This window comes from Rahnella sp. GSA61A (genome assembly GCF_019969905.1).
In the GTDB taxonomy this organism is placed as follows: domain Bacteria; phylum Pseudomonadota; class Gammaproteobacteria; order Enterobacterales; family Enterobacteriaceae; genus Rahnella; species Rahnella aceris.
In genome coordinates this window covers 46,140-73,077 of sequence record NZ_JAHXYO010000026.1, presented here as the reverse complement: position 1 = coordinate 73,077, position 26,938 = coordinate 46,140, and the positions used below count along the sequence as shown (strand labels likewise).

General features: G+C 52.3%; 20 protein-coding genes. 6 read left to right on the top strand and 14 right to left on the bottom strand.

Features of this window, described 5'->3' with window-relative positions:
* Positions 1–207 precede the first annotated feature (207 nt).
* From LC431_RS23370 to lrp, 12 genes are all read right to left on the bottom strand, one after another.
* Positions 208–1,353 (bottom strand): MFS transporter, encoded by a 1,146-nt coding sequence (locus tag LC431_RS23370; protein ID WP_013574786.1) that lies wholly within the window; start codon positions 1,351–1,353, stop codon positions 208–210.
* Positions 1,354–1,486: 133 nt separating this feature from the next.
* Positions 1,487–2,059 (bottom strand): ferredoxin-type protein NapF, encoded by a 573-nt coding sequence (gene napF / locus LC431_RS23365; protein ID WP_112151144.1) that lies wholly within the window; start codon positions 2,057–2,059, stop codon positions 1,487–1,489.
* Complete coding sequence (dmsD, locus tag LC431_RS23360) at positions 2,059–2,667, bottom strand: Tat proofreading chaperone DmsD (RefSeq protein WP_013574784.1); 609 nt, start codon at positions 2,665–2,667, stop codon at positions 2,059–2,061. The genes napF and dmsD overlap by 1 nt, the downstream gene beginning before the upstream one ends.
* A gap of 69 nt (positions 2,668–2,736) precedes the next feature.
* The gene (locus LC431_RS23355; protein ID WP_223510377.1) at positions 2,737–3,594 is read right to left on the bottom strand and encodes a dimethyl sulfoxide reductase anchor subunit family protein; all 858 of its coding nucleotides are present in this window, start codon (positions 3,592–3,594) and stop codon (positions 2,737–2,739) included.
* A gap of 1 nt (position 3,595) precedes the next feature.
* Positions 3,596–4,213, bottom strand: a complete 618-nt coding sequence (locus LC431_RS23350) for a DMSO/selenate family reductase complex B subunit (protein WP_013574782.1) — start codon at positions 4,211–4,213, stop codon at positions 3,596–3,598.
* A gap of 11 nt (positions 4,214–4,224) precedes the next feature.
* Positions 4,225–6,672: a dimethylsulfoxide reductase subunit A gene (gene dmsA / locus LC431_RS23345; RefSeq protein ID WP_223510376.1), complete on the bottom strand. Its 2,448-nt coding sequence runs from the start codon at positions 6,670–6,672 to the stop codon at positions 4,225–4,227.
* A gap of 83 nt (positions 6,673–6,755) precedes the next feature.
* The gene (gene ynfE / locus LC431_RS23340; protein ID WP_223510375.1) at positions 6,756–9,212 is read right to left on the bottom strand and encodes a selenate/tellurate reductase subunit YnfE; all 2,457 of its coding nucleotides are present in this window, start codon (positions 9,210–9,212) and stop codon (positions 6,756–6,758) included.
* Between the two features lie 199 nt (positions 9,213–9,411).
* Positions 9,412–10,704 carry a serine--tRNA ligase gene (gene serS / locus LC431_RS23335; RefSeq protein WP_013574779.1) on the bottom strand — a complete coding sequence of 431 codons (1,293 nt, stop codon included), beginning with the start codon at positions 10,702–10,704 and terminating at the stop codon, positions 9,412–9,414.
* Between the two features lie 106 nt (positions 10,705–10,810).
* Positions 10,811–12,154 carry a replication-associated recombination protein A gene (locus LC431_RS23330; protein ID WP_013574778.1) on the bottom strand — a complete coding sequence of 448 codons (1,344 nt, stop codon included), beginning with the start codon at positions 12,152–12,154 and terminating at the stop codon, positions 10,811–10,813.
* 7 nt (positions 12,155–12,161) lie between these two features.
* Entirely contained in the window at positions 12,162–12,773 is a 612-nt protein-coding gene (lolA, locus tag LC431_RS23325; RefSeq protein WP_013574777.1) for an outer membrane lipoprotein chaperone LolA, read from the bottom strand.
* A 194-nt stretch (positions 12,774–12,967) separates the two neighbouring features.
* The gene (locus LC431_RS23320) at positions 12,968–16,414 is read right to left on the bottom strand and encodes a DNA translocase FtsK (protein WP_013574776.1); all 3,447 of its coding nucleotides are present in this window, start codon (positions 16,412–16,414) and stop codon (positions 12,968–12,970) included.
* Between the two features lie 120 nt (positions 16,415–16,534).
* The gene (gene lrp / locus LC431_RS23315) at positions 16,535–17,029 is read right to left on the bottom strand and encodes a leucine-responsive transcriptional regulator Lrp (RefSeq protein ID WP_013574775.1); all 495 of its coding nucleotides are present in this window, start codon (positions 17,027–17,029) and stop codon (positions 16,535–16,537) included.
* Positions 17,030–17,761: 732 nt separating this feature from the next.
* On the opposite strand from lrp, the gene trxB reads away from it, so the two are divergent.
* The 5 genes from trxB (at position 17,762) to infA (ending at position 23,467) form a co-directional block, all read left to right on the top strand.
* A complete protein-coding gene (gene trxB / locus LC431_RS23310; protein ID WP_015689578.1) occupies positions 17,762–18,730 on the top strand; it encodes a thioredoxin-disulfide reductase in 969 nt (322 codons plus the stop codon).
* A gap of 148 nt (positions 18,731–18,878) precedes the next feature.
* Positions 18,879–20,645, top strand: a complete 1,767-nt coding sequence (gene cydD / locus LC431_RS23305; RefSeq protein ID WP_223510374.1) for a cysteine/glutathione ABC transporter permease/ATP-binding protein CydD — start codon at positions 18,879–18,881, stop codon at positions 20,643–20,645.
* A gap of 2 nt (positions 20,646–20,647) precedes the next feature.
* Positions 20,648–22,369, top strand: coding sequence for a cysteine/glutathione ABC transporter ATP-binding protein/permease CydC (gene cydC / locus LC431_RS23300; RefSeq protein WP_015689577.1), 1,722 nt, complete (start codon positions 20,648–20,650; stop codon positions 22,367–22,369).
* A 51-nt stretch (positions 22,370–22,420) separates the two neighbouring features.
* Positions 22,421–23,155, top strand: a complete 735-nt coding sequence (gene aat / locus LC431_RS23295; protein ID WP_013574771.1) for a leucyl/phenylalanyl-tRNA--protein transferase — start codon at positions 22,421–22,423, stop codon at positions 23,153–23,155.
* 93 nt (positions 23,156–23,248) lie between these two features.
* On the top strand, positions 23,249–23,467 hold the full coding sequence (gene infA, locus LC431_RS23290) for a translation initiation factor IF-1 (RefSeq protein WP_002211347.1): 219 nt from the start codon (positions 23,249–23,251) through the stop codon (positions 23,465–23,467).
* A 221-nt stretch (positions 23,468–23,688) separates the two neighbouring features.
* On the opposite strand, the gene clpA is transcribed toward infA, so the two are convergent.
* Positions 23,689–25,971 carry an ATP-dependent Clp protease ATP-binding subunit ClpA gene (clpA, locus tag LC431_RS23285; protein WP_112151150.1) on the bottom strand — a complete coding sequence of 761 codons (2,283 nt, stop codon included), beginning with the start codon at positions 25,969–25,971 and terminating at the stop codon, positions 23,689–23,691.
* A 27-nt stretch (positions 25,972–25,998) separates the two neighbouring features.
* Positions 25,999–26,319 carry an ATP-dependent Clp protease adapter ClpS gene (clpS, locus tag LC431_RS23280; RefSeq protein WP_013574769.1) on the bottom strand — a complete coding sequence of 107 codons (321 nt, stop codon included), beginning with the start codon at positions 26,317–26,319 and terminating at the stop codon, positions 25,999–26,001.
* Positions 26,320–26,712: 393 nt separating this feature from the next.
* On the opposite strand from clpS, the gene cspD reads away from it, so the two are divergent.
* Positions 26,713–26,934, top strand: a complete 222-nt coding sequence (gene cspD, locus LC431_RS23275) for a cold shock-like protein CspD (RefSeq protein WP_013574768.1) — start codon at positions 26,713–26,715, stop codon at positions 26,932–26,934.
* Positions 26,935–26,938: the final 4 nt, after the last annotated feature.

The window sequence follows — 26,938 nt, the reverse complement described above, 5'->3', positions numbered from 1 at the left end:
GGGGGCAGTAAGATTGATAATACCGAGAGCTTGTGAAAGTTCCATTTAAAAAGGGTCCATGATGAGCATGAACCCTTTTTACACGAGCCACCGGATCGGTCAACTGATCCTTAAACGATCGGCATTACGCCAAATGGCGTCTTTTTTGCTTTATGGCTCAGAACATACCCAAAATCATTGGGATTGCAGCTTTAATTATGAAAAGGATTAGGCAGTCGCTACAGGATTATGCGTATGATCCGCTTTGCGCATCAGCATCACCAGATACACCAGCGAGACCACTGCAATCATCACGAACAACAGACGATCGGAATAACTCTGCATTAGCATCGCGGTCATTGTCGGCCCGGCGAGGCTGCCGATGGTGTAACTCATCAGTAATGCCTGGTTCATCGCCACCAGTTCCTCTGCGTTGACTTTTTCGCAAGCCCAGGACATGGCGACCGGATACAGCGTGAAACCAGCACAACCCAGAATGAACAGCGTCGGAGCCATCGCATAACCACTGAGCATCGCAATGCAGCCAAGGATAACGGCGAAGATCTGAATGCGCAGAACCATCAGACGGCCATAACGGTCAGCCAAACGCCCTACCGGCCATTGCCCGATAATCCCGGCGCTGACCAGCAATGCCATCCAGTAACCTACATCTGCATCGCTCATTCCCTGATGCGTCAGGAACAAAGGCATCAGGCCGTATAAAGATCCCAAAACGATGCCGGAAATAATACAGCCGTTAATTCCCAGCCGTGCATTACGGCGTCTGAACATCGGCATTACCGCATGACGCGGCTGCCCGCTTTCCTGATTCTCAATATGCGTTAACAACAATGGCAGCATTGCAATGACAATCAGCGCTGTCACCCACGGCAGTACACTTAAAATTGCCGTCGGCACCGTACCTACCAAAAGCTGCCCAACCACCGTGCCGATGTAATACATGATCATATACGCTGCCAGTAACTGGCCGCGGTTTCTGACGGTTCCGCTGCGTAGCAACGCACTTTCCACCACTACCCAGATCAATGCGCAGCCGATGCCTGCAACGAATCGCGCCGTCACCCAACTCCAAAAACTTATTGAAAGTGCCAGACCTGCGGTCGCGACAGCAAACAGGATGCAGGAAAGGTAGTAACTGCGGTTAAAACCAACACGTTTAATCAGTCCGCCCGCAAGCAAAGTACCCAGCAGATTACCGGTAAAATAAGACGAACTGACGAGTCCGACCTGCCAGGTTGGAAGTTGCTCATGGCTGAGCCACAAAGGGACCAACGTGTTTAAAACGGCGATAGAAATCGTCAACAACAGAAGTCCGCACAGGAGCAGAGAAACAGGACGGGAATAGGCGGACATAGGGCGGTGATGACCACAAAGAGGAAGAAATTGCGCGCATCATGCCACCGGCGGTTTAAAAGTCAATCTGGCAAAAATTGACCTGAGCACAAAGTGGAGAAGAATGATTGAAAACACTAATCAAGCTTAATGATTAAGATGAATGACACTTTAAAGACAGGTTAATATCACCATGATAACAAACAAGTTTGCATTTCCCGCAGCCATTACATTTTGCGTCATCAACAGAAGGTTGATTCTGTTGATTAAAAAATATTGCCGTGCGCGGACAGGCAATTTCGCACATTCGGCACAAGTCATCCAACCGTCCCAGACACTGGGACAAAATAACCGGACGCAAACCAGTATCCATTGGCACACACTGATCCAGCGCCTCTCTTTCGCAAGCCTGCGTACAAGCACCGCAAAAGTCACATTCAGCATAATCGATAGCCAGCGAAGCCTTTCCTCCCTGGATGCTTATAATGCCGACCGGGCACGCCTGTGCGCAACGTCCGCATCCATCACATTGTTGCTGAAACACCGGTTCGGCAATGGCCTGAGGCGGACGGGCAATCACGCGCGCCAGCAAGTTCGCAGAAGGCTGTGCCGCCTGTTCAATTGCCTGTTTGCCCGGTGACAGCAAGCCGCGGAATAACCCACGGCGGCTGACCGTTCTGCTGCTCATCCAGGCACGATAGTATCTGGCGTCGCGGGAATCGCTCATCAGAAATACAGATCCACGACGGGCGCTTCCAGACTACGTTGTTGTTTCCAGCCCTGTAGTGTGGATTCTGCCAGTACGGCCACTCCGAGATAAAACGGGTGTTCTGCTTTCTGACGGAGTAATTCGAAATAGCGTCCGGCCCACGGCAATAAATGCTCTGTCAGAAATTCATCCAGCAAAGAAGGTGAATTCTCGGCTAACCATGCAGACATCATCAGCAGCAAACCGATGTGATCTTCCGGCTCTGCCTGCTCCAGATGGGGTTCAATACCGTTTTCACGCATCCACTGGCGCAATGCCAGCGTTGAATCGCCAAACAGCACTGATTCTTTGTCCAGATACACCGAGCCCCAAGGTGGCGCGGGTAACGAATAAGGGCCGATAAAAAGACGCTGATACGCGTCATCCAGACTTTCAGACGCGGCCGTAATCTGGCTGAATGTTTCTCCCGCCTGAGTTTTAGCCTCGTCACTCGCACATGGCCATGACTCGGTCCAGACGCTGCTTTCAAGTAACGTAATTAAGATGCTAACTTCAGGAGAGCTCGGCGGATAAAACAGCATCGCGCCTAATACTTTACCGGTTAAACTAATTGATTCTGCTGACATAATTAACTCATTTTGCAGAGGCACATCCTTACTGGCGACGTGCCTCCTGATAAACCTGACTACCTGAAATTAGCCGCCCACTGCCATTCCCACTGTCATATGCAGACCGTAGAAAATCGCCCGACCAATCAGTTCTCCGGCAAACACCAGCACAAAGGCCAGTATCATTGAGGCCAGTGCAGGTCGTTTACGCAGTATAAGCGGACAGAACCAGCAGCCCAGTCCAAGAACAACCAGCACCAGCCGCCACACCGACAACACACCGTATTGTGGGATAAGCGCTGACGCAGACTGAACGGAACTGCTGATGCCTGCCAGACTGGCGCTTTGCATAACAACAACAGCCATACTCACGACCAGTGACACAAAGCTGATGACCGGCAGCAGACGTAGCGCACAACCATTAATATTAGCACCACGCAGCAGCAGGTAGCCCAGAACCGGTCCGCCAATCAGTACCGTCAGGCCAAAATGAAACGCGGTATACGCATTGTCCCAGGTTGGCACAGTATTGATTGCATACACACGACACATCGCGAAGACGAATCCAACACCTGCCAGCATGGTCACGATTAACCAGATTTTAGCGAGCACGCGTGGCATCTTGTTGATCATCGCCAGCAGCCAGTAAATCCCGCCCAGCGCAAAGAAGAGCGAGCCGCTGCCAATTTCGTTGCTCAGCGGCGACGCGCCCAGCCGGTTAAGCGAATTGAATGCCCGCAGCGGTGACCCCAGATGCAGAACCGAGGCGATGAAAGCGATCGCCATCAACACCCACAAAAAGAACATCGAGAGATGGATCTGGCGGTATTCTTCCCTACTGCGCTGAGTCAGCAACGCAATGGCAAGCACAATAAATGCGCCAACGACACATTGCCCCAGAACCGTAAAGACCATCAAAGGCCATTCATGCCATCCGTTTCCCATCTCAAACCTCCTTCGGGTTAGCCAGATAACCCGTGGTATCGCCTACAGGACGGCAATTCGCATTGGGTTTAATGACGATATTTGGGTGAGTGAAATGTGAAGCCGGCAACGGTGCCACTTCAGCCAGTTCACCGTATTTCGCACGCAGTTCTTCGATTGGCGCCATATCCAACGCACGCAGCGGGCAGGATTCAACACAAATCGGTTTTTTACCTTCAGCAATGCGTTCGTAGCATCCGTCACATTTGGTCATGTGACCTTTGGCTTCATTGTATTGCGGCGCGCCATACGGACACGCCATATGGCAATAACGACAGCCAATACAGATATCTTCGTTTACGACCACAAAACCGTCTTCACGCTTATGCATCGCGCCACTCGGACAGACCTTGGTGCAGGCGGGATCCGCACAATGGTTACAGGAAATTGACAAATAATAGGCGAAGACATTCTGATGCCAGCCATCTCCGTCTTTTTGCCAGTCGCCGCCAGCATATTCATAGATACGGCGGAAACTCACGTCCGGGGTTAAATTTTTGAAGTCCTTGCATGCCAGTTCACAGGTTTTGCACCCTGTGCAGCGGCTTGAGTCAATATAAAAACCATATTGAGTTGTCATGATTTACTCCGTTAAACCTTAGCCACTTGCACAAGGTTGGTATGAGAGGGGTTACCTTTCGCCAGCGGTGAAGGTCTTTGAGAAGTCAGTACATTAATGCTGCCCGCACGGTCGATTTTTTTGCTGTCAGGGGAATACCAGGCACCTTCGCCAAGTGCGACAACGCCCGGCATCATGCGCGGTGTCACTTTGGCGGCTATATGCACTTCCCCGCGATCGTTAAAGATGCGGATCATGTCGCCGTTGGTGATACCACGCTGTGCGGCATCCATCGGATTGATCCACATTTCCTGGCGACAGGCTGCTTTCAGTACATCAACATTGCCGTAAGTGGAGTGGGTACGCGCTTTGTAGTGGAAACCCGTCATCTGTAACGGATATTTACTGGCCAGCGGGTCGTCATAGTTTTCGAAACCGGCGGCATACACCGGTAATGGATCAATAACGTCCTCTTTAGAGAGTTCCCATTCAGCCGCAATCTTGGCCAGTTCAGCAGAGTAAATTTCGATTTTACCGGACGGCGTACTCAGCGGATTGGCCGCAGGATTTTCACGGAATGCTTTGTAAGCCACATGATGCTGGTCGGGGTCACGTTTTTTGAATATGCCCTGTTTGCGGAAGGTCTCGAAATCTGGCAGTTCTGGCAGCGCTTCACGTGACTGCTGATACAGATGACGCAACCATTCTTCCTGCGTACGGCCTTCGGTGAACTGCTGCTCTACCCCCATGCGGCGGGAAAGCTCGCTGGTCATTTCATAGATGTTCTTGCACTGGAAACGTGGCGTAATCGCCTGATCGGCAAAAATCACATAATCCATGTTGCCGCACGAGGCATCGAGACAGAAATCCATCTGCTCAGAGGCCGTGCAGTCTGGCAGGATAATATCTGCGTATTTTGCTGACGAGGTCATGTGGTTATCAATCACCACAATCATTTCACACTGTTTGTCATCCTGCAGAATGTCATGGGTGCGGTTAATATCTGAATGCTGATTGATCAAACAGTTACCAGCGTAGTTCCAGATAAACTTAATGGGCACATCAAGTTTATCCTTGCCGCGCACGCCATCTTTCATGGCGGTCATCTGCGGGCCACGCACAATCGCATCCGTCCACAGGAACATAGAAATACTGGTCTGAACCGGATTTTCCAGCGTCGGCATACGTACAAACGGGATCTCGTAGGAACCTTCGCGGGCACCGGAATTGCCACCGTTAACGCCCACGTTGCCAGTAAGGATCGCCAGCATCGCAATTGCACGGGTTGCAATTTCTCCGTTAGCGTGACGCTGCGGGCCCCAACCCTGCGTGATAAATGCTGGTTTTGCCTGTCCGATTTCACGTCCCAGCTTGACGATTTTATCCACGGAGATGCCCGTGATTTTTGCCGCCCATTCAGGCGTTTTCGCTACACCGTCTGGCCCTTTGCCGAGAATATAAGCCTTGTAATGCGCATTCTCAGGCACACCCGCCGGTAAGGTCTTTTCGTCATACCCGACGCAATACTTATCGAGGAATGGCTGATCAACCAGATTTTCAGTGATCATGACGTGCGCCAGCGCCGCTGCCAGCGCGCCATCAGTACCCGGACGGATCGGCACCCATTCGTCTTCGCGTCCGGCACCGGTATCGGTATAGCGCGGATCCACAATGATCATACGGGCGTTCGAACGCTGGCGAGCCTGTTCGAGGTAATATGTCACCCCGCCACCGCTCATACGGGTTTCACCCGGGTTATTGCCGAACAGCACCACCAGTTTGCTGTTTTCGATATCAGACGGGCTGTTGCCGTCCGCCCAGCCGCCATAGGTATAATTAAGACCCGCTGCAATTTGCGCTGAACTGTAGTCGCCATAATGATTCAGATAACCACCGCAGCAGTTCATCAGACGAGCGATCAGTGTCTTGCCTGGCGGCCATGAACGCGTCATCGTGCCACCCAGCGTACCTGTGCCGTAATTCAGATAAATCGCTTCATTGCCATAGCGATGAATAATGTCTTTAAGGCTGCCCGCCAGGGTGTCAAAGGCTTCGTCCCAGCTGATAGGCTTGAATTTCCCTTCACCACGTTTGCCCACGCGTTTCATCGGATACTTCAGACGGTCCGGGTTATAAACACGACGACGCATTGAGCGCCCGCGCAGACAGGCACGAACCTGATGCAGTCCTTCATAATTGTCATTACCGGTATTGTCGGTCTCGACATAGCGGATCTCGTTATCAACGACGTGCATTCGCAACGGACAGCGGCTGCCGCAGTTAACAGTACAGGCACTCCAGACGATTTTCTCATCTGTAGATTTGGCCGGGGCCTGTAGCTTTTCCGCACGTATTGATTTGAACGGCAACGATATGCCGACAACTGCGGCTGCTATACCGGCGAGTGTGGTTCCCTTAACCAGGTCACGGCGGCTGATCCCACCGCCTGAATCGGTTTTATTACTGTTTGAATCTGACATTGCTTACTCCGTAACGCCCTTATCTGAAGGACGAAAATTTAACAACCCTGTCATCGGGCCCTGGCTCGTGGCTCGTGGCTTCTTTAGACTTTTTCTATTTGAATCAAATTTGTATGCTGAGGATTACCCTTCGCTAACGGTGAGGGGCGTTGGGTTGTCAGCGTGTTCATACAGGCACCATGGTCAATACGGTCACCACCCATATTGGCCTGATGCCATGCGCCCTGCCCCATAGCCACAACGCCGGGTATGATGCGCGGGGTGACTTTTGCCGCTACACGCACTTCACCGCGGTCATTAAAGACTTTCACTTTGTCACCGTTTTCAATGCCACGGGTTTTGGCATCGATCGGGTTAATCCAGACTTCCTGCCGGCAGGACGCCTGCAAAACATCGATATTGCCGTATGTGGAATGGGTGCGGGCTTTGTAGTGGAAGCCGAACATCTGCAACGGAAACTGGCTACGTTTCGGATCGTCCCAGCCTTCAAAGGTTGAGGCATATACCGGCAGCGGACTAATGGTTTCATCTTTTTTCAGCTCCCATTCGCCGGCAATTTTCGCCAGAGCAGAGGAGTAAATTTCGATTTTACCGGAAGGTGTTTTCAGCGGATTGGCCTGGGGATCCTGACGGAATTTTTTATAAGCCACAAAATGCCCGGCAGGATCCTTACGCTTATATATCCCCATTAGCCGTAGTTCTTCATAAGCAGGCAATGCCGGGTCTTTCGCCAGCATTTTGGCATACAGATATTGCAACCACTCCCGCTGGGTACGGCCTTCGGTGAACTTGTTATAAACATCCGGGCCAAGACGACGCGCGACTTCGCTCATCATCTCGTAGATGCCTTTACGTTCGAACTTAGCGGACGTTGCGGGCTGGATGAAAATCAGATACCCCATATTTCCGGCGTAGTCATTTGGAATAATATCTTCCTGCTCGACGGTCATAAGGTCAGGCAGCAGGATGTCGGCGTACTTCGCCGAGGAGGTCATGAAGTTTTCCAGCACGACGATCATCTCGCACTGCGTGTCATCCTGCAGAATATCGTGGGTTTTATTGATGTCGGAATGCTGGTTGGTGATGGTATTACCGGCATAGTTCCAGATGAATTTGATCGGCACATCCAGTTTGTCTTTGCCGCGCACGCCATCTTTCGTGGCAGTCATCTGCGGGCCACGGGCAATGGCATCAGTCCAGCTAAAACAGGAAATCTGTGTTTTGACCGGATTTTCCAGCACGGGCATGCGTTCAATGGTGATGGTATAAGTGGATTCACGTGCGCCACTATTGCCGCCATTAATGCCAACATTGCCGGTTAAAATCGGCAACATAGCGATGGCTCGGGACGTCAGTTCACCGTTGGCCTGACGCTGTGGACCCCAGCCCTGAGAGATATAGGCGGGTTTTGCCTGACCGATTTCGCGGGCCAGTTTGACAATACGATTGGCCGGAATACCGGTAATGCGGGACGCCCATTCAGGTGTCTTTGCCGTCGCATCTTCGCCCAGGCCGAGAATATAGGCTTTGTAATGACTGTTGGCCGTTGCGTCCGCAGGCAGGGTTTTTTCGTCGTAGCCCACACAATACGAATCAAGGAAGGGTTGGTCGACCATGTTCTCAGTGATCAGCACATGCGCAAGGCCAGCCACCAGTGCGGCATCCGTCCCCGGACGAATAGGGATCCACTCGTCTTCCCGACCTGCAGCAGTATCCGTATAACGCGGGTCGATCACGATCATACGGGCATTGGAACGCTGGCGTGCCTGTTCGAGGTAATAGGTGATGCCGCCGCCACTCATGCGCGTTTCAGCCGGATTGTTACCGAACAGGACGACCAGCTTGCTGTTTTCAATATCTGACGTACTGTTGCCCTCGTTACTGCCATACGTGTATGGCATGGCGCAGGCGATTTGCGCGGTACTGTAAGTGCCGTAATGACTGAGAAAACCGCCATAGCAGTTCATCAGGCGGGCAACCAGCGAAGCGTAAGGAGAAGAACGGGTGATGTTGCCGCCTACAATGCCGGACGTGTAATTGATATATACCGCTTCATTGCCGTATTTCGCGACAATACGCTTCAGGTTATTGGCAATTTCATCGAACGCCTCTTCCCAGCTAATGCGTTTAAACTTACCTTCACCGCGCTTGCCGACGCGCTTCATCGGATAATTCAGGCGCTCCGGATGATTCATGCGGCGGCGGATAGAACGCCCGCGCAGGCAGGCGCGCACCTGATGATCACCGTAAATATCCTGCCCGGTATTGTCTGTTTCGACCCAGTACACCTCATCATCACGTACATGCAAACGTAACGCACAACGGCTACCGCAGTTGACTGAACAGGCGCCCCACACCACTTTATCTTCGGAGACTAAATGCTTCGCCTCACCCACTCCCTGGGCCAGTGCTTTACGGCTAAAAGGAAGGGATACGCCATCCGCAGCAACGGCCAGCCCTGCCAGCGTTGATGTTTTGATCAGTGTCCGGCGGCTGATACCACTTTTTAGCGTGGTGATTTCTGATTTGATTTCCGACATTTTTCGCTCCGGTAATGAGGCAATACCCACTCAAACAGCATGGATACTACTTATTAGGGGGTACGAAACCTTGTCTGCTATCAAAAAAGGCGGGGTTGAAGAGAAAGAAATACGGAATTCGTAACGTAACGCATGATTTCATGCATAAAAAAAAGCGCCCTAAGGCGCTTTTCGCTATGTTAGTGCAGATATAACGGGATTAACCGATATATTCTAAACCGCCCATGTACGGACGTAATACTTCCGGCACTTCGATACGGCCATCAGCTTGTTGGTAGTTTTCCAGCACGGCGACCAGTGTACGGCCTACAGCCAAACCAGAACCATTCAGGGTATGAACCAGACGTGGTTTTTTATCGGTTTTGTTGCGGCAACGCGCCTGCATACGACGGGCCTGGAAATCACCCATGTTGGAGCATGAGGAGATTTCACGGTATGTATCCTGCGCTGGCAACCAAACTTCCAGATCGTAGGTTTTGCAAGAGCCAAAGCCCATATCGCCGGTACACAACAAAACTTTGCGGTATGGCAAATTCAGCAGCTGAAGCACCTTTTCTGCATGGCCGGTCAGTTCTTCCAGTGCGTCCATTGAATCTTCAGGACGAACGATTTGCACCATCTCAACTTTGTCGAACTGGTGCATGCGGATCAGACCACGGGTGTCACGACCATACGAACCGGCTTCTGAACGGAAACATGGCGTATGCGCTGTCATCTTCAGTGGCAGAGATTCTTCTTCAAGAATTTCATCACGGGTCAGGTTGGTCAGCGGCACTTCCGCCGTCGGGATCAGCGCATAGTTACTGCTGCCCGCCTCTTCATCCAGGGGTTTGGTATGGAACAGGTCTTCGCCAAACTTAGGCAACTGACCGGTACCGTACAACGTTTCCTGATTGACCAGATAGGGAACATAGGTTTCCAGATAACCGTGTTGCTCTGTGTGCAGATCGAGCATGAACTGCGACAGTGCGCGATGCATACGGGCGATTTGCCCTTTCATCACGACAAAACGCGCACCCGTTAGTTTAACAGCAGCGGCAAAATCCAGGCCGCCAGCCATTTCGCCCAGCGATACGTGATCGCGCACGGTGAAATCGTACTGACGCGGCGTGCCCCAGCGGCTCACTTCCTGGTTATCGTTCTCATCTTTACCGGCAGGCACGGAGTCATCAGGCATGTTTGGAATAGCAGAAGCGATATCGCGGATGTCATTTTGCAATGCATCCAGTTCAGCTTTCGCTGCATCCAGCTTCTCACCCAGCGTATTCACTTCCAGACGCAGGGGTTCGATGTCTTCGCCACGGGCTTTTGCCTGACCGATAGATTTCGATCGGGAGTTACGTTCAGCCTGTAGAGTTTCCGTTTCTACCTGCAAGACTTTGCGGCGTTCTTCCTGAGAACGCAGCGTTTCCACATCGAGTTTAAAACCTCTGCGAGCGAGTTTTTCTGCAACTGCGTCTAGCTCATTACGCAGCAGATTGGGATCCAGCATGCTAATCCTGTACGTGTCGTTATTGAATGTTAATTTGATGATGCACGCTGTCTGAAATGGCAGCGTGTCAAAGAGTTATCACGGTAACCTTACCGCAACGATAAAATTAGCGGTAGCGTTTTGTCGGGCTATTTTGATCTTGTTCGGCAAGCCATGCCAACTTTTCGCCGATCTTGCCTTCAAGCCCGCGTGATGTCGGGTAATAATACTGCGTACGGGCCATTTCAGGCGGGAAATAATCCTCTCCCGCCGCATATGCATTCGGTTCGTCATGCGCATAACGATACTCAGCACCAAGCCCCATTTCTTTCATCAGTTTGGTAGGCGCATTACGCAAATGTTCCGGCACATCAAAATCTGCCATTTCGCGTGCATCACGCATGGCAGATTTGAATGCGGTGTATACAGCATTACTTTTCGGTGCACAGGCCAGATACACAATCGCCTGGGCAATCGCACGCTCACCTTCAGCCGGGCCAACACGGGTAAAACAATCCCAGGCAGCGAGCGCCACCTGCATGCCCCGTGGATCGGCATTCCCGACATCTTCTGAAGCAATCGCCAACAAACGTCGGGCGACATACAACGGATCACCACCGGCGGTGATGATTCGGGCATACCAGTAAAGCGCCGCATCAGGCGAAGAACCCCGCACTGATTTATGCAATGCAGAGATTAAATCGTAAAAACGATCGCCTTTATTGTCGAAGCGCGCACTGCGTTCACCGGCAATCTCAGTGAGTAATTCCGGCGTGAGTGTCCTGTAACCATTGGCGTCGATTTCCGCCATATCGGCCATCATTTCAATACTGTTCAGCGCCCGGCGCGCGTCGCCATTCACCAGCTCCGAAAGCATCCGGCGGGTTTCCGGCGGAACACGGATTTTCTCATTGGCGTAACCGCGCTCAGAATTACTCAGTGCCTGATCAATCACTTTCTCGATATCTTCAGCCGTCAGTGATTTAAGTAAATACACACGAGCGCGAGACAGCAATGCGGAATTGAGTTCGAAAGAAGGGTTTTCGGTGGTCGCACCAATAAATGTAATGGTGCCATCTTCAATGTGCGGCAGGAAAGCGTCCTGCTGACTTTTGTTAAAGCGATGGACTTCATCAACGAACAAAATGGTACGACGCCCGGCATCGCGATTCTGCCGGGCTCGCTCAATCGCTTCCCGAATATCTTTAACACCGGATGTGACCGCAGATATACGCTCAACATCGGCGTTTGCATACCGGCCAATCAGTTCTGCCAGCGTCGTTTTCCCGGTACCCGGCGGCCCCCACAAAATCATCGAATGCAATTGCCCTGCTTCAATGGCCCGCGGCAGAGGTTTGCCCGGCGCTAACAGATGCTGCTGTCCAATATATTCTGCAAGAGTGACTGGCCGCATTCTGGCGGCCAGTGGCTGGAATTCATTTTGGGAAAAATCGAGTGACAGATTACTCAAACTAACCTCACTGACGCTGGTCGTCCACCGTCACACCCTGCGGCGGAGTAAATTTAAACTTGGCATCATCAACAGACGCATTTTGCTCACCTTTCAGGGTATAAGCACTTTTCTGCCCGTCCTGTTCAACGGCAGTGAAGCTTTTGATAGTGCCTGAAGGGGTCACATTGATCGCAAATTGTTTCAGATTACCGGTCGCAGCTTTCGGCGTTAATTCAAAGTCATCGCCTTTCTGTTTCACGTTATATTTTGCCCAGTCACTGCTATCATTACGCGTGATCAGCATGAACGGCGTGTTGCCGGTGGCATTTTTAAGCCAGGTTGCCGTGACTTGTTCAACGAACGGGTTATAGAACCATAGGGTTTTACCGTCGGAAACTAAAATGCTCTCATCCGGCGTAGTCATATGCCAGTTAAACAGGTTTGGACGTTTCACCCACAACTGACCTTCGCCCTGCTGAACGGCTGCACCATCATCGCTGGTTACCGTCTGCGTGAAGCTGGCATGGAAAGTATTGAGCTTACCCAGACGAGATTTGAGATCACTGCTGGCATCCGCTAAAACGGAAGCAGAGGTAAATGCGGTCAGTAAACACCCTACCATTAACAATTTTTTCATTCTTATACTTACCTCAGAAATCCATAAACTTCAGACGATGCCTTTTACACAGGCAAAAGACGTATGGTGCGAACTCTATCCGAGGCAGCGCCCCGGCGGTAGCTCATTCATCTGAAAAACAATAGTTTTACGCATCTTTGCACAAGGGTCGCATTCGCGACCCTTCTTAACAAATGCAGGCAAACCGGCTGGGTTTACTCGTGTGACGGTGGTGCCAACACTTCGCGGTTACCGTTATGACCCGGCGTACTGACAATGCCCTGCGCTTCCATTTGCTCAACAATGCGCGCCGCACGGTTGTAACCGATACGGAACTGACGCTGAACACCCGAAATCGACGCACGGCGTTTATCGACTACGAACGCAACCGCCTGATCAAACAGCGCATCGAGCTCTTCATCACCGTCCAGCCCTAAACCGCCACCCTCACCATCTTCACCACCGGAAACAATGCTTTCGATGTATTTTGGACGACCGCGCGCTTTCCAGTCCTGAACCACCGCATGCACTTCCTGATCGCGGACAAAAGCACCGTGAACACGCACCGGAATCGAGGAGTTTGGTGCCATATACAGCATGTCCCCCATCCCCAGCAGTGATTCTGCGCCGCCCTGATCCAGAATGGTGCGGGAGTCAATTTTACTCGAAACTGTAAAGGCAATACGGGTCGGAATGTTGGCTTTAATCAGACCGGTAATAACATCGACAGAAGGACGCTGGGTCGCCAGAACCAGGTGAATACCTGCCGCACGGGCTTTCTGGGCCAGGCGCGCAATCAGCTCTTCAACTTTTTTACCGACGGTCATCATCAGGTCGGCAAACTCATCGACCAGCACCACGATAAACGGTTCTTTCTGCAGATACGGCGGCTCAGCAGCCATGCCATCGCCCGGCTTCCAGAACGGATCAGGAATGGGACGTCCCATCGCCTCCGCTTCCAGAACACGTTCATTGTAACCGGCAAGGTTACGCACACCCAGCGCCGACATCAGTTTATAGCGACGTTCCATTTCACCGACACACCAGCGCAGCGCATTGGCTGCATCTTTCATGTCAGTAACGACTTCGGTCAGCAGATGTGGAATACCTTCATACACCGACAATTCGAGCATTTTCGGGTCGATCATAATGAAGCGCACATCTTCAGGTTTAGACTTGTACAGCATACTCAGGATCATGGCGTTAACGCCGACGGACTTACCGGAACCGGTCGTACCGGCCACCAGCAAGTGAGGCATTTTCGCCAGATCGGCGATAACCGGCTCACCTGAAATATCTTTACCCAGCACAATTGTCAGCGGCGACGTACTTTCTTTAAATTTCGCACAGTCCAGCACTTCGCGCAGATATACCGTCTGGCGCTTCTTGTTTGGTAATTCCAGGCCGACATACGGTTTGCCCGGGATCACTTCCACAACACGCACCGCAACCGCAGACAATGAACGGGCAAGGTCACGCGAAAGGTTAGAAATACGTGCAGCTTTCACGCCCGGCGCCAGATCCAGTTCGAAACGGGTAATCACCGGCCCCGGCAATTTCCCCACGACATCGGCTTTAATGCGGTAATCATTCAGACGCGCTTCGATCAAATTTCCCATCTGTTCCAGCGCGAACTCATCCACAGGCTCAGCTTCAGCCGGCGGTGAGGTCAGCAAATCCAGTGATGGCAGCGGTGTGGTCGGTTTCACCAGCGGCTGTTCATTACGCATAAGGAACGGATGGATCAGGCTATCCATATCAGGCTGCGCCGATGGCGAAGACTGTCGTGGAGCCTCATATTCCTGCGCATGCTGTACGGGCTCAGAAGACGTAGCGCGCTGATAAGGTTGTTGTGCAAACGTTGCAGCCTGCGGTTCTTCTTCCACTTGTGCCGGCAATGTAAACAGCGGTTCAGAAGGCGTATCGTCCACCAGGTCAGCCATTGGTGAGAAGCTGAATGCATCATGCTGGCTGAGTTTCATGGCCGCAGCGGCAAAATCATCAGCAACAGCCGGTAATTCAGTCTGCTGATTTTGTGAATGGTGATGCTGTACCACGCCGCTTAGCGGTTCGACATCCTGCTGATAGCGGGCCTGCTCACGCGCAGCAAACGCATTGCGCAATTCGGCTTCCTGCAAGGCAGTTTCTTCATCAGGTTCATTTTCAGTGACCGCATCGCCATAGCGCTCTTGTTGCTGAGCGGCAAACGCCTGCTGCAATGCTGCTTCCTGTAGCGCTTCTACGTCTGCCTGGATCTGTGGATCGCTATGCGTCGCAGACTGTGCCTGTTCCTGCTGTTCTGCCATACGCTGAGAAGGCAGCTTGATGCCATACGAGGCCAGCTCACGGCGTGTAGGTATACGCACCGGATTAGGACGCGGCAACTCAGGGCCAAAGCCTTTTTTCACCTGTGGATTTTCATCGCTCACAGCACTGAAGGCTGGCATAAAGGTGTTACCAGCGGAAGATGCCGTGGACTGCCCTGCCTGTGCAAGGCCGGTCGCCAGTGCTGCTGTGGCCGCCACGCTGGCCGCCTGAGCGGCATCAGGCACTGCTGAACTGAAATCAAACGGAGAACGGGAATGCTCCACGGCAGTTTGCCAGTTGCCCAGACTCGGACCATCTTCCTCTCTGCGCTCAACTGGCGCTGGTGAAGGCGATTGCTGAACGGGCTGCGGATGGCGCGGAACTGGTGTTTCTTCCGGGATCTCGAAATTGTATAACGGCGGAATGGCCGTTGCCGGTGCTGGCTGCGGTGAAATATTAGCAACCGGCGGCTCAGCAGCATAAGGATCCGCTGCCTGTACCGGTTCAGCAACAGCCGCGCTCGCAGCAGGTGCGGTAGCCTCAGAAGAGGCCTGCGCCACAGGTTCATTCACCGAAGGCGCAGAGAACAGCACGTCATCTTCATCAGCTTCGGAAGCGGCGGCAGTTGCAGGAGCCGCTGCAGCAGCGACGGCCGGCGCGACTTTAGCAGCCGGTTTTGCGTCATCGTCTTCCAGTAGCGGAGCGTCCTCCTCGTCGTAATCATAATCATCGTCACGACGGGACCGGTTGGTCACGATATTCGTTACACCCAGCACGGCACCACCGATCTTTTCGGCGATCGTCAACCAGGACCAGCCGGTAAATAAGGTCAGGCCCGCAGCCCAGACGCATAACAGCACCAGAGTCGCCCCCACATTATTAAAGTAAGGTGTCATTGCGGTACTGAGCAAACTGCCGATTACACCGCCGGAAGCGAAGTAATACAGGTCATCAACATTGACGGCAGCAAGACCACAAGACGTGACAATGAGCGCCAGCGTGCCAATAAGGCGCAGCGAAAGGGCAAAATAATCGACGAAATCCTGTTTATCCCGCTGACGGAAAGCCGCCCAGCAGAGACACAGAATAATAGGTGGAATAGCGTAACCAAATACGCCAAAGATGAAGAACAGCGTGTCGGCCATCCATGCACCTACACCACCGCCCCAGTTATGAATTGGCCCATGCCAGGCTGTCTGAGACCAGCTTGGATCAGAGGGGTTAAAACTCACCAATGCCGCCATTAAATAAGCAGCAAAAATCGCTACCACAACCAGCAAAGCCTCCAGAAGACGGCGGCCATTGCTCAGTTTTTTCAGGGTAACTTCTTTATCTTCTGTATATTCCTGGCTCAAGAAAGGCTCTCCAGGTTCCTGTGAACTGAGAAAAAGCAACAGCGCCGAGACTCCCCGGCGCCATAGCTGTATAGATACACAGGAGTGTAGCTAAAATGACAAGGTTTTGCACCAGAACAATTACCGGGTCTTAATGACCAGGCGATTTGTCTGTTTCACTTCTTCCATCACCACGTAGGTGCGGGTGTCGTTAACACCTGGCAGACGAAGTAAAGTCTCACCTAACAGCTTACGGTAAGCAGACATATCAGGTACGCGGGTTTTCAACAGGTAGTCGAAGTCCCCTGAAACCAGATGACACTCCTGAATATCTTCGAGTTTTTGTACTGCCGCATTGAACTGTTCAAACACATCCGGGGCGCCGCGATTGAGGGTAATCTCAACAAATACCAGCAACGATGCGTCCAGATAATGCGGGTTGAGCAATGCAGTATAACCATTGATGAAGCCCTGACGTTCAAGACGACGAACGCGCTCCAGACATGGAGTTGGAGATAATCCCACACGTTTGGAAAGCTCGACGTTTGAAATCCGGCCATCCTTTTGCAATTCGTTGAGGATGTTACGGTCAATACGGTCGAGATCTTTTCCCGGACGTTTTTTGTTGTCTACCATTATTATTGTCTCTCTGCTGTCCTTCCCTGCACCTGCCATACCCCAGCCAACTTCAATGTCTAAGGGTTGTCCCAAGCGAAGACCCGATGATTAAGGTTTACGCATCCAAAAGCCGCGTTGATCCCCTGTCAAAAGGAACACGGCCATAAAACGGATACTCAAAAGAAATAACCTTGTGAAATTAATAGATTGAAAACCACCAACCTGATTCACTAAACCCTGCTGCAACATAAAAACCAAAAAGCAATACCAGGACGGGTCCGTAGCAGCCAATTGCATAAATTCAAGTCACAGACAGGCAGTTAATTTCTTCTTCCCCTGATGTTTTCGCAAATGCACAGCGGATTGTCAAAGTAAAAGAAGCAAAATCAGAAGAACGTGCCAGATTGAAAAGCGGACGCCCCCTTTTTAGCTGTCTTTTATCTATGAACAATAACAACGCATCTCACCCATTATTTCGGCCAAATCCCTACAAACAATCCTGAATTGTGGCTAAATTAACGCGTTCTGATGAACAACGTTCACAACGATCGGTCGCCGGAATGCTGGTTTTTCATCCTATCCATCAAACAGTTATCTGCCTCATCAATATTGGCGAAATCCTTTTTACGCGGGTTACGCAGTAAAAACTATCAGACAAATCGTTAACAACATCTGAGTTTACTTTTTTTACTGCGCCGTTTTCCCTACAATCGGTTTATCGCTTGTCGCCATCGCGGAGATGAATTACGCATGAGTACGGTTAAACACAGTAAGTTATTGATCTTGGGTTCCGGTCCGGCGGGTTATACCGCAGCGGTTTATGCTGCGCGTGCAAACCTCAATCCGGTATTAATTACCGGTGTGGAAAAAGGCGGTCAGCTGACCACCACTACCGAAGTGGAAAACTGGCCAGGCGATCCGGAGGGTCTGACCGGTCCGGGCTTAATGGAACGTATGCATGAGCATGCCACCAAATTTAATACTGAGATCATTTTCGACCACATCAACAAAGTCGATTTGCAGAACCGTCCGTTCCGCCTGACTGGTGACAGCGGTGAATACACCTGTGACGCGCTGATCATCGCAACCGGCGCTTCAGCACGTTATATCGGTCTGCCTTCTGAAGAAGCTTTTAAAGGTCGCGGCGTGTCAGCCTGCGCAACCTGTGATGGCTTCTTCTATCGCAACCAGAAAGTCGCGGTTGTCGGCGGTGGCAACACCGCTGTTGAAGAAGCTCTTTATCTGGCCAATATTGCCTCTGAAGTGCATCTGATTCACCGTCGTGACAACTTCCGAGCGGAAAAAATTCTGGTGGATCGTCTGAACGACAAAGTGGCCAGCGGCAATATCGTTCTGCATACCCATAAGACCCTGAATGAAGTGGTCGGCGATCAGATGGGTGTGACAGGCGCGAGCCTGCTCGACGTGCGCACTGATGAGAAATCGCAAGTGGATGTGGCGGGCGTGTTCATTGCTATCGGTCACAGCCCGAATACCGGCATTTTTGAAGGCCAGCTGGAACTGAAAGATGGCTACATCAAAGTGCAGTCCGGCTCTCATGGCAACGCCACCCAGACCAGTATTCCGGGCGTCTTCGCAGCGGGCGATGTTATGGATCATATCTACCGTCAGGCGATCACTTCTGCCGGAACCGGTTGTATGGCCGCACTGGATGCAGAACGCTATCTGGACGGTTTATCTCAAGCCCCGGATTTATAATTACGCCTGCGGCTAGTTATCGGACCAAGAGTCCATACAAAGAGTAACGAATAAGGCGGCTTAATTGCCGCCTTATTGTTTTCAGTGTTGAGCCAAGCATGTAACATGAGCGCCCTCCCATCCGGATTGCTGCACAGACTGATGCCTGATGAATAAAACACGACAACAAGAACTTATCCGCTGGTTAAAACAACAAAGCTCACGCGCCAAAGGCTGGATCCGTCTGTCTATGATGCTGGGTTTACTTTCCGGTTTGCTGATCCTCGCGCAAGCCTGGCTGATGGCCGGATTACTGCACAGCCTGATCATTGACCACACACCGCGTGATGCCCTGCTGCAAAGTTTCCTGTTAATGGCGCTGACGTTTGTTCTGCGCGCTGTAGTCACCTGGCTGCGTGAACAGGTGGGCTTTATTTGCGGACGTGTTATCCGTCAGGAAATGCGCAAGCTGGTGCTGGATCGTCTCGAGAAGCTGGGACCTGCCTGGATCCAGGGAAAACCGGCGGGCAGTTGGGCCAGCATTATTCTTGAACAAATCGAAGATATGCAGGATTACTATTCCCGTTATCTGCCGCAGATCGCTCTCGCAGGTATTATTCCCCTCCTCATCCTGGTCAGTATTTTCCCGATTAACTGGGCCGCCGGGCTTATTTTGCTGGTGACAGCGCCGCTGATCCCGCTGTTTATGGCACTGGTCGGTATGGGGGCCGCTGATGCGAACCGTCGTAACTTTGTCGCGCTGGCGCGTCTGAGTGGGAATTTTCTCGACAGCCTGCGCGGTCTTGATACGCTTCGCCTTTTCCATCGCGGCACAGCGGAAATCGACCAGATTAAGCGTTCAACTGAAAACTTCCGCGCCCGCACGATGGACGTTCTGCGTCTGGCCTTTTTATCTTCCGCTGTACTCGAATTCTTCGCCTCTATTTCTATCGCCGTTGTCGCGGTTTACTTCGGCTTCTCCTATCTCGGTGAACTCAATTTTGGCAGTTACGGCACGCCTGTGACCCTGTTCGCTGGCTTTCTGGTACTGATACTTGCCCCTGAGTTTTTCCAGCCTCTGCGTGATCTGGGCGCGTTTTACCACGCCAAAGCGCAAGCCATCGGCGCAGCAGAAAGTTTAGTCACGTTTCTGAGCGCAGAAAGTGCCGATATGGGTGACGGCGAGCAACCCTGGCCAGCCGGGCAGACAGTGGCACTGGCAGCCCGCGACGTCATTATTCAGTCACCGCAAGGCAAAACGCTGGCCGGTCCGTTAACGTTTAGCATTCAGACCGGACAACGTATCGCGATTGTCGGCCTGAGCGGCGCGGGGAAAAGCTCCCTGCTCAACGCCCTGCTGGGCTTCCTGCCTTACCAGGGTTCCCTTATTGCCAGCGGTATTGAACTGAAATCATTGCGTAGTGACGAATGGCGTAAACAGCTGAGCTGGGTGGGCCAGAACCCGTATCTGCCCGAACTTACCCTGCGCGCCAACATTCTGCTTAATCAGCCGGAGGTCAGTGACGAACAGCTTCAGTCCGCCATTGAACGTGCGTATGTGAATGAATTTCTACCCTTGTTACCGCTGGGGCTGGAAACTGAACTGGGTGACAGTGCTGCGCGGTTATCTATCGGACAGGCGCAACGCGTCGCCGTTGCCCGCGCCCTGCTCTCACCATGCAGTTTGTTACTTCTCGATGAGCCGACCGCCAGCCTGGATGCGCACAGCGAAAAACGTGTAATGAGCGCGCTGAGCGAAGCCTCAAAAGCGCAGACTTCACTGCTTGTAACGCATCAACTGGAAGATACCCGTGACTACGACGAAATCTGGGTGATGGAGAAAGGCCTGATCGCTGAGCGTGGCACCTTCGCGCAACTGGTGACTCAGAACGGTTTATTCGCCAGTCTGCTTTCCCGGCGGAATAAGGAGCTTTAATGATGAAAACCCTTCTGCCTTATCTCGCCCTGTACCGCCGCCACGGGTTCCGTCTGTCACTGGGTGTCATTCTGGCCATCGTCACCTTACTGGCGAGCATCGGGCTGCTGACGCTCTCTGGCTGGTTCCTGGCAGCCTCGGCAGTGGCCGGTGTCGCCGGTTTATACAGCTTCAACTATATGCTGCCCGCAGCCGGTGTGCGCGGTGCTGCGATATTTCGTACCGCAGGCCGCTATGCTGAACGTCTGGTCAGCCACGACGCGACCTTCCGTGTGCTGGCGCATTTGCGGGTGTTTACATTCACAAAAATTCTGCCGCTGTCACCAGGGGGAATTGCACATTTCCGTCAGGCTGACCTGCTTAACCGCCTGGTCGCCGATGTCGATACGCTCGATCACTTATATCTGCGGGTCATTTCTCCGCTGGTGAGTGCGCTGGTGGTGATCATTCTGGTGACCTTCGGCCTGAGCTTCCTCGACGTGAAACTGGCGCTGACGCTGGGCGCGATTATGCTGGTGCTGATGCTGCTCCTGCCGGTGATTTTCTACCGCGCGGGAAAACCTGCCGGACGTGAACTGACGGCGCTGCGCAGTAACTACCGGATGCAACTGACATCGTGGTTACAGGGGCAGTCTGAACTGGTGGTTTTCGGCGCTCAGTCGCGGTTCCGCCAGCAACTCAATGATATCGAACAGCGTTGGATGTTGCGCCAGCAGCAGCAGGCAAAACTCACGGGCCTGTCTCAGGCAATGGTGATCGCGGCGGCCGGTCTGACCGTCACACTGATGCTATGGCTGGCTGCCGGTGGTATCAACCAGTTCCCGCAACCGGGCGCACTGATCGCACTGTTTGTCTTCACCCCGCTGGCGGCATTCGAAGCGCTGGGACCTGTAGCCGCCGCATTCCAGCATCTCGGGCAGGTTATCGCCTCAGCTCAGCGCGTCAGCCAGATCATCGACCAGCCCGCAGATGTGACCTTCCCGTCTCAGGGCCCGCTGGCCGGTGAACGGGTTAGTCTGTCGCTGAAAAATGTGACTTTCAGCTATCCGGGGCAACCCTTGCCGGTGCTGAAAAATATCAATCTGGATGTCCGTGCCGGTGAGCACATCGCCCTGCTTGGTCAGACCGGTTGTGGCAAATCCACCCTGCTGCAACTGCTGACTCGCGCCTGGGATATCAGCAACGGTACGTTGGAAATCAACGGTCATCCGGTTGCTGATTATGATGAAGCGACACTGCGCAAAATGATCACCGTCGTCAGCCAGCGTGCGCACGTCTTTAACACCACGCTGCGCGAAAACCTGCGCATGGCATCGCCGCAGAGCACCGACGAACAAATCGCCGATGCTCTGAAACAAGTTGATTTACATGTCCTGCTGGAAAACGAAGGCCTGAATGCCTGGCTCGGTGAAGGCGGACGTCAGCTTTCCGGCGGCGAACAGCGTCGTATCGGGCTGGCGCGAGCTTTGTTACATGACGCGCCACTGTGGTTGCTGGATGAACCCACGGAAGGGCTGGATGCAGAAACGGAACAACACATTTTGGCACTGCTGCACAAGCATTGTCAGAATAAGACGCTACTCTTAGTGACGCACCGTTTGCACGGTCTGGAAGCCCTCGACAGGATATGTGTTATGGAAGAGGGGCAGATTGTGGAACAAGGCGATCACCAGACGTTAACCGCGGCACAAAGTCGTTATGCAAGGTTCCTTGCCCGCGCCTGACGGGGTTGTTTGTGGTTTTACGGCGGACGTGTCCGCCGGATAAGGAGATCTATGCGGTTAGTTAAGCTTGAGGCCAATTCATTGAATTTCCCGGAACCTGAAACCGCATTGCAGGAGCCGAATGGCCTGCTGGCTATCGGGGGCGATCTTACCGCTCCCCGCCTGCTTTCCGCGTACCAGCATGGCATTTTCCCCTGGTTCGAGCCGGGGGAAATGATCCTCTGGTGGTCACCTGACCCCCGCGCAATTTTGGTCCCGGGAGAACGCCACGCCAGCCGCAGTCTGAAACGTTTTATGCGCAAGATGCCGTTTCGTTTCACCCTCAACCAGCAATTTGAGCAGGTGATCCATGCGTGCGCCATGCAGCGTGAAGATGGCACCTGGATCGGGCCGCTGGTGCAGCGTGGTTATCAGGAATTGCATGAAGCCGGACGCGCGCACTCGGTTGAAGTCTGGGAAGGTGATGAACTGGTTGGCGGTTTGTACGGCGTTTCTGTCGGCGGATTATTTTGCGGTGAGTCGATGTTCAGCCGGCGGGAGAATGCCTCTAAGTGCGCGCTTATGCTTTTTTGCCAACATTTTTCCCGCAATGGAGGAGAACTGATTGACTGTCAGGTGCTCAACCCTCACACTGCGTCGCTGGGTGCGAGAGAGATCCCCCGCCGCCAATTTTTGCAGCAGTTATCCGCACTTTCGCAACGCGCGTTAGCACCGGATTGCTGGTTGCCACAAGACTTATCCCCACATGATGAAGACCTGCCGGTGTTCCCGAAGGATAGGGAATAGGTGCGGTCATGGACCATACTTCTTTACATAATGTGGGTTTTTCGGCATTATCTTGCCGGTTAAAAACTATGGTAGTTAGACCTAGAGGATTCGATGGCCAAAGAAGACAACATTGAAATGCAAGGCACCGTACTTGATACGCTGCCAAACACTATGTTCCGTGTAGAATTAGAAAACGGACACGTAGTTACCGCTCACATCTCCGGTAAAATGCGTAAGAACTACATCCGCATCCTGACGGGCGACAAAGTCACTGTAGAGCTGACCCCGTACGACCTGAGCAAAGGCCGCATTGTCTTCCGTAGCCGTTAATAAGCGGCTCACTCATCGCTGATTTTCCGGCGATACCTGAGGATACCCTTTTCGCCCTTCCTGCTGTTGCAAGGGCGTTTTGTGGTATCCGCAATCCGGCGTTTTGTTCCATTATCCTTTCTGAAATCCCTCACTAATTACTGCAATTAAATAAAGAATTTCAGAAAGAAAAAAGGCGATGTTTTCACATCGCCTTTTGTTTTTTCATGCTTTATGAAAAATTAATGCACCGCACCTTCCGGTTTTTTCTTCTGCGCACTCATAAAGTGATAAGTGAGCTTGTCAGCCGCCTTATCCAGTGCCACAGAGACGGAACCGCCATCCACCAGTGAACCAAACAGCAGCTCGTTAGCGAGTGGTTTTTTCAGGTTTTCCTGAACGGTACGGGTCATCGGACGCGCACCCATCGCACGGTCATAGCCTTTCACTGTCAGCCAGTCGCGAGCCTCGTCGCTGACTTCCAGAGAAACGCCTTTCGCATCCAGCTGCGCCTGCAGTTCGACGATAAACTTGTCGACAACCTGCTGGATAACTTCCGTAGACAGATGGTTGAACCAGATAACGTTGTCCAGACGGTTACGGAATTCCGGCGTAAAGGTCCGTTTGATCTCTTCCATCGCATCAGGGCTGTTATCCTGATGCACCAGACCAATCGATTTACGTTCCGTTTCACGCACACCGGCGTTAGTGGTCATCACCAAAATCACGTTACGGAAATCTGCTTTGCGACCGTTGTTATCGGTGAGCGTACCGTTGTCCATTACCTGCAGCAGCAGGTTGAAGACATCCGGATGCGCCTTCTCTATTTCATCAAGCAGCACGACGGCGTGCGGATGTTTAATCACCGCATCCGTCAGCAAACCGCCCTGATCAAAACCGACATATCCCGGAGGCGCACCGATCAGACGGCTGACCGTATGACGTTCCATGTATTCCGACATATCAAAACGCAGCAGTTCGATATCCATCGCTTTCGCCAACTGAACCGTCACTTCGGTTTTCCCCACCCCGGTTGGACCGGCGAACAGGAACGAACCGACAGGCTTGTGATCCTGACCCAGACCGGCGCGGCTCATCTTGATCGCTTCGGTCAGTGCTTCAATGGCCGGATCTTGTCCGAAGACCAGCATTTTCAGGCGGTCGCCCAGACTTTTCAGGACATCACGGTCTGTCGCAGACACAGTTTTTTCCGGAATGCGGGCAATACGCGCTACGACACTTTCGATATCGCTGACATTCACGGTTTTCTTGCGTTTGCTGACCGGCATTAACCGGCTACGTGCGCCCGCTTCGTCAATCACGTCGATGGCTTTGTCCGGCAGATGACGGTCATTAATGTATTTGACCGACAGCTCGACCGCCGCACGCACCGCTTTTGCGGTGTAGCGCACATCGTGATGCGCTTCGTACTTGGTTTTCAGGCCGTTAATAATCTGGACGGTTTCTTCAACGCTTGGCTCAGTAATATCAATTTTCTGGAAACGCCGTGCCAGAGCGCGATCTTTCTCAAAGATATTGCTGAATTCCTGATAGGTAGTCGAACCGATCACGCGGATTTTGCCGCTCGACAGCAACGGTTTGATGAGGTTTGCCGCGTCCACCTGACCACCTGACGCCGCACCGGCACCGATAATCGTGTGGATTTCATCAATAAACAGAATGCTGTTTTTATCCTGCTCCAGCTGTTTCAGCAGAGATTTGAAACGTTTCTCGAAATCACCGCGGTATTTGGTACCCGCCAGCAACGAACCAATATCCAGAGAATACAGGGTGCATTCTGCCATCACTTCCGGCACATCGCCCTGCTCGATTCGCCATGCCAACCCTTCGGCAATGGCCGTTTTACCTACGCCGGATTCGCCCACCAGCAGCGGGTTGTTTTTACGGCGACGGCAGAGCACCTGAATGGCGCGCTCCAGTTCTTTGTCACGGCCAATCAGCGGATCGATACCACCTACGCGCGCTAACTGGTTAAGATTAGTGGTGAAGTTCTCCATACGATCTTCCCCCGCCGACTGTTCTTCGTTAACTGGGTTTTCCGCATTGTTTTGCGCCTGGCTACCCGATTCATCTTTACGGGTGCCGTGCGAGATAAAGTTCACCACATCAAGGCGGCTGACATCATGTTTACGCAGTAAGTAGGCAGCCTGAGATTCCTGTTCGCTGAAAATCGCGACCAGAACGTTGGCGCCGGACACTTCACTGCGGCCAGAAGATTGCACGTGGAATACCGCACGTTGCAGAACGCGCTGGAAACTCAGCGTAGGCTGGGTGTCACGTTCCTCTTCACTGGCAGGTAAGGTGGGTGTGGTTTGCTCGATGAAGGCTTCCAGTTCCTGGCGCAGGGCCACTAAATCAACTGTACAAGCTTCGAGCGCTTCACGGGCAGCAGGGTTGCTGAGCAACGCCAGCAACAGGTGCTCCACGGTCATAAACTCATGCCGGTGCTCACGGGCTCTTGCGAAAGCCATGTTGAGACTGAGTTCAAGTTCTTGATTGAGCATAGGCACCTCCCAAATAGATTGCCTTAATCAGGCTTTTTCCAGCGTACACAGCAACGGATGCTCATTCTCCTTGGCGTACTCATTTACGTGTGCGACCTTGGTTTCCGCGACTTCGGCAGTATAAACGCCGCATATCGCTTTACCTCTGTAGTGCACCTGGAGCATCAGTTGCGTTGCACGTTCAATATCATAAGAAAAGAACTTTTGCAGAACGTCAATCACAAATTCCATTGGAGTGTAATCGTCGTTGTTTAATATAACTTTATACATAGATGGCGGTTTTACCTCATCCTTTTGCTTATCCGCCGCCAAATGTTCAAAATTTAGCCAGTCTTGATTATTACCCATTGCCTGTTCATCACCTGTGAAGATCGTATTGGAAGCCAAATACACAAACGGGAAGACTTTCTGCAGAGCCTCGCGCTGTTATTACCGTATTTTACCATCTCTGGCCTCACCTTGCCGCTGCACAAAATGTCTACGTACGTCAGACAACGCCGGGCAAAACTTAACAAAATATGTCAATAGCGTTACCTGCTTCAAACTTTGGTTATCTGCTCCCCCGCGACAAATGCCGTTTCCTTGACGTCTAACTCTATTCCACTAGAGTGTAAATTCGTGAGCTGAACGGAGTTTAAACCGGCCTGAACAGACGCTTATCCGCCGTGTTCCGGCCTTCGGGCTCACTCAACTGGCTTTATCTATTTACTACCAGACTAGTCATGAGAGGGATGTAGAAGCATGCAGACGGGTACTGTTAAATGGTTCAATAATGCTAAAGGCTTTGGCTTCATTTGCCCGCAAAATGGCGGTGAAGACATCTTCGCTCACTACTCCACAATCCAGATGGAGGGTTACCGGACTCTGAAAGCCGGCCAGCAGGTCAATTTCGACGTTCATGAAGGCCCAAAGGGGAATCATGCCAGTCTCATTATTCCAGTGGAAAGTGAAGTGGTCGCCTGACCGG